We start from the raw sequence: 2,441 nt of genomic DNA, 5'->3' as shown, positions 1-2,441 counted from the left end.
GTATTGGATAGAGATTTTAAACCAGGCGTATTAGGTGCGGTATGGGTATCTGATATTACTTATATCCGAACTAAAAAAGGATGGCTCTATTTGACTACCGTAATTGACCTTGGGGATCGAAAAATTATAGGATGGGCATTAAGTTCAACAATGAAAGCAGCTGATACAGTGATACCTGCCTTTAAAATGGCGCAAGGTAGACGGGCGATTATCCAAAAATTGATTTTTCATTCTGACCGCGGAGTTCAATACGCTTGCAACGAATTCAGATGCTTACTGGAAAAAAATCCTTTGATCATTAGGAGTATGAGCAGAAAAGGAAATTGCTGGGATAACGCAGTAGCGGAGAGCTTTTTCAAGACGCTCAAAGCAGAATGCGTATATCAGCATAAGTTCACAGACAAAGAGCAGGCAGCGCTCATCGTTTTTGAATATATAGAGACTTGGTACAACCGTAAAAGACTACATTCTACACTGGGGTACTTGTCCCCGGAAGAATTTGGTAGAAGCTTAAATAAACAAAATATTGCCGCTTAACTAAATGTCCACTTTAATGTTGCAATTCCAGTTGGAGATTCTTTAATAAAGGAAAAAAATTCAAGAGTCTATAAGCTAATTAAATTTAAAACGGGAGAGGTGATTTTCTCTAAGTAAAAGTAACAATGAAAAAATTTATCTTACTTAGAATACCTATTTTTATATATTCTTGTACATCGAACAGCGTCTACATAAATCGAGAATCAGATAACAAACAGGGTAAAATTTTATTAAACAAATTTTATAAGAAAATTGCTAATAAGAAGTTCGAAACCGTAGATAGCATGGTTGGAGATAGTATAAAACAATTATCTGGAGCTAATGGGATAAGTAAAACGGTGAAATTCATCAATAATAAGGTAGGTAATTATAAAAGTTATACTATAGATGACCACTATACCCGATGCGTTACAGGCGATAATAATCAAATCTCTTATAACTACAAATTAAAGGTAACATATGATAAAGGCATAATTGATGAGATCATTGGCTTTAAAAAGCAAAATGGATCGGAAATCAAAGTAAATTCATATCATGCAAATTCAGATTTGTTAATTCACTAATCTTGCTATTGATCGAAAACATGGATGGTGCATATAACACCCTGCCATGCACTCCGATAGTTCGTGAGAAAGCAAAGCATTCTCACCACCAGTAAAAATTTCAAAGACAATAACTTACAAAAAGTACTAATGATGGAGAGGCGATATTCAAAACATAGATACTCTAATTTTGAATAAACAAGAACTAATAAAAAGTTTAGACTAATCATATAACCATTTCTCATCTGAGAAAAATATATGTATGGAATGTCTTTCAATTGGAAAGAGGCGACCGTTATGATGAAAAACATTCTAATCTGAAGAGGAAGAATGCGTTTACATTTATGAAAAATTAAAACATCCCCAGGAATTAATTAAGAAATCAATTTAAATGACTGAAGAGGCTTAAACAATCGTTTACCCAGATGAAATCAGTTTTTAAAAAAAAACTTGTAAACATAACTAACCATCACCACTGCTCCGGTAATCAGGAACAATACATTAATCAGTCTTTTGCTTCTGGCTCCCCACCAGTAATTTGCCGCAAGGCTGATCACAATGGTCAGTAATATAGGAACGGCAGGCGGATAGAAATGAAAACTCTCCTGAAAGTTTCCTTTGAACAGCGCGAGAAGCGCACGCTGAAATCCGCATCCCGGACAGTCATATCCGGTAAGATATTTAAAAGGACAGGGTAAAAGATATACTTCCGCTTTCCCTGGTAAAAAAGAGAAAGCGGATAGTATGAATAGCAGGTTCATTGATTAAACTTCTGGTGGCGTTGGCGGCTGGTTCAAAGGATTGTTGCTGCCATAACCATTATAAGGGCCATAACCTTTTGCTTCCGCTGCTGATGGGCCGAGGTAAGGGTTATTACCAAAAGCCAGCAACGGATAAAATATAAACGGAAGTATAAACATGCCTATCGTATAAGCTTCAGATTTACCAAAACTTTTAACAAAGAGATTCGTCAGCCATATGCCGAATACAAAGTTTACACAAGGAATAATCAGCCAAAGAATCCAAATGGTTGGTTTGCCAACGATTTCTATCATAATAATCAAATTATAAATAGGAATGATAGATGCCCAGCCAGGTTTCCCCGCTTTCTCAAATAGTCTCCACATAGAGGCAATCATCAGAACAAGAAAAATCAAATAGGTACCAATACCTATAGCCCCAATTAATGCAAAGATCCCTGAAAAGGATGAAGAGTTATAATCCATAATAAAGAGTTTTAATTTACCGTAAGGTAATAAAAAACGTTATAAAGTCCTTCAACTTATTTTCATTTAACTTCCAGTATAACTTTACTGTGTAATGGAAATGAAAAAAGGGTCTTAATGATTTGAGGTCACAATT

The 2,441-nt window shown here is 35.2% G+C and carries 4 protein-coding genes; 2 read left to right on the top strand and 2 right to left on the bottom strand.

The features are described from left to right. Positions 1-537, top strand: a 537-nt coding sequence (locus GSQ84_RS15765) for an IS3 family transposase (RefSeq protein ID WP_158798709.1), incomplete at its 5' end; no start/stop codon positions are given. Positions 538-662: 125 nt separating this feature from the next. Then, positions 663-1,100: a hypothetical protein gene (locus GSQ84_RS15760; protein WP_158798247.1), complete on the top strand. Its 438-nt coding sequence runs from the start codon at positions 663-665 to the stop codon at positions 1,098-1,100. Between the two features lie 410 nt (positions 1,101-1,510). Here GSQ84_RS15760 and GSQ84_RS15755 read toward each other — a convergent pair whose 3' ends face one another. Both GSQ84_RS15755 and GSQ84_RS15750 read right to left on the bottom strand, forming a co-directional pair. After that, complete coding sequence (locus tag GSQ84_RS15755; RefSeq protein ID WP_158798246.1) at positions 1,511-1,840, bottom strand: DUF2752 domain-containing protein; 330 nt, start codon at positions 1,838-1,840, stop codon at positions 1,511-1,513. A gap of 3 nt (positions 1,841-1,843) precedes the next feature. After that, positions 1,844-2,305 (bottom strand): DUF5684 domain-containing protein, encoded by a 462-nt coding sequence (locus tag GSQ84_RS15750; protein ID WP_158798245.1) that lies wholly within the window; start codon positions 2,303-2,305, stop codon positions 1,844-1,846. Positions 2,306-2,441 lie beyond the last annotated feature (136 nt).

This window comes from Pedobacter sp. L105, assembly GCF_009765875.1.
Lineage (GTDB): Bacteria > Bacteroidota > Bacteroidia > Sphingobacteriales > Sphingobacteriaceae > Pedobacter.
This window is presented reverse-complemented; position numbering and strand designations above follow the sequence as displayed.